Here is a 1,780-nt window from a genome sequence, read left to right as displayed (position 1 = left end):
TATCAATTTATATAGATATGCTTGTAAACTAAACACCACAGTTAAACAGAAGTTTTTTTAATAGCTTTCTACTTTAAACTGTATTTAAACTTTAAACATTTAATTGCTATGGAAAATCAATCTGGGCAACCACCTAAAAAAAATTCGAACGTAATTTATTTTCTTATTGTGGTGGTATTGGCTTTATTAGGTACCGATGTGTACCTGTACCTCCAAAAAAACAAATCGGATGTGCGGATAGTTACCCAACAGGATGAACAAACAAGGTTAAAGGCCGATCTCGACAGCCTTGAGGCCCAGGTTGATCAGGTGAATGCTGGTAAGGCCAAAATGTCCAAAGAGCTAACAGCCAAAAATGATTCGTTAAAGGCGAAGATCCAGGTATTAAGAACCCAGTTGGCCAAAGGTAAACTTACCAAAGCCGAATTGGTAAAAGCAGAGGAAGATGTTAAACAGCTACGGTATTTTGTAACTAAGTATACGGCCGATATTGAAGAGCTGCACAAACAAAACGCCACCTTAACAACCGAACGGGATACCTTAAAAAGCAACCTGGCCAATGTTGCTAAAAAGGCCGATACCCTCCAGAAACAAAACCAGGATCTTGATGCTAAAGTAAAAGTAGCACAAGCCCTTAAGCTGGCTACATCAAATATAGTTGCCTATAAAATTAAAGGCAGTGGCAAAGAGGTTGACGTTACCCGTGCCGGACCAGCTAAAAAAATCAAGATCAATTTTACAGTTGCAAGCAACACTTTAGCTGACAAATCATTGCACGATATATATGTACGTATCATTGACCCAACCGGTAACCTCATTACGGCGCCCGATGGAGGAACTTTTACTGCTGATAATTCGGAACTGCAATACACCTATAAAACATCAATTGATTTTAAGGATGATGGTACCGAATATACAATTGACTGGCTTAACCCTACCCCACCTTTTGTAAAAGGCACTTATACCGTATTACTTTATGCCGATGGTGGCACTATGGGAAAAACGGGTTTTACACTAAAATAAAAACAACTAATTAAAATATCCAAAGCCCTGTTCCGTGATCGGAACGGGGCTTTGTGCCTCATAGCCGCCCCCAATCCACTCCGAAACAGGGGCTCCGGGTGAAATATTAACTTTTCTGTTACAACTTTTTAATATTCTTTAAAAAGTTTAATTTGCATGCTGTTTCCCAATTAAGTATTTCAAAACCAAGTTCATGTATGAAAAAACTATTCCTGTTACTAAGCTGCTGCTGCCTGCATTTTTTATCATTTGGCCAGGCGCCCAATAATGGTCTATCCATTATTCCGGAGCCGGTTAAGGTCACCCGGAAGGTGGGCAAATTTATATTACCCAAAATTGTTATTCTTGAAGCCGGTAATCAGCCCGAATTAGTGCCTGTAATTACCTATCTTAAAAAGAAGCTAAACACCGCGGCAGGTGCCGCTGTCGCAGTAAAAAGCATAGCGCCGTCTGCATCCATCAAATTCGTTTTGAACAAGAAAAATGATCCGCTGATCGGGACTGAGGGTTATAACTTATCGGTAACAGTAAAAAAGGTGGTAATAAAGGCCAATGAGGCCGCCGGCATATTTTACGGTTTACAAACCTTTATACAGTTATTACCTAAAGAAATTGAAGGTAAGGAATTTGCAAAGGGCGTTAAATGGACAGCTCCTGCCGTTGAGATAACCGATTATCCCAGGTTTGGATGGAGAGGATTAATGTTTGATGTATCGCGCCATTTTTTTACCAAACCCGAGGTTGAACAATATATAGA

Annotated in this window: 2 protein-coding genes; both read left to right on the top strand. The window is 39.8% G+C overall.

Annotated elements, in window-relative coordinates:
- Positions 1-108: 108 nt before the first annotated feature.
- A complete protein-coding gene (locus AC1DPZ_RS26485; protein WP_477409140.1) occupies positions 109-1,023 on the top strand; it encodes a hypothetical protein in 915 nt (304 codons plus the stop codon).
- A gap of 197 nt (positions 1,024-1,220) precedes the next feature.
- The coding region (locus AC1DPZ_RS26480; protein ID WP_477409138.1) for a glycoside hydrolase family 20 zincin-like fold domain-containing protein at positions 1,221-1,780 on the top strand (560 nt) is incomplete at its 3' end.

The sequence above is a fragment of the Mucilaginibacter sp. P4_G9 genome (assembly GCF_056400985.1).
Note: the sequence above shows the minus strand (reverse complement) of the source record. Positions and strands in the feature narration are given on the sequence as shown.

Coding starts and splice junctions, on each gene's coding strand:
- AC1DPZ_RS26485 (WP_477409140.1), top strand. CDS start 109: ATGGAAAATCAATCTGGGCAACCACCTAAAAAAAATTCGAACGTAATT.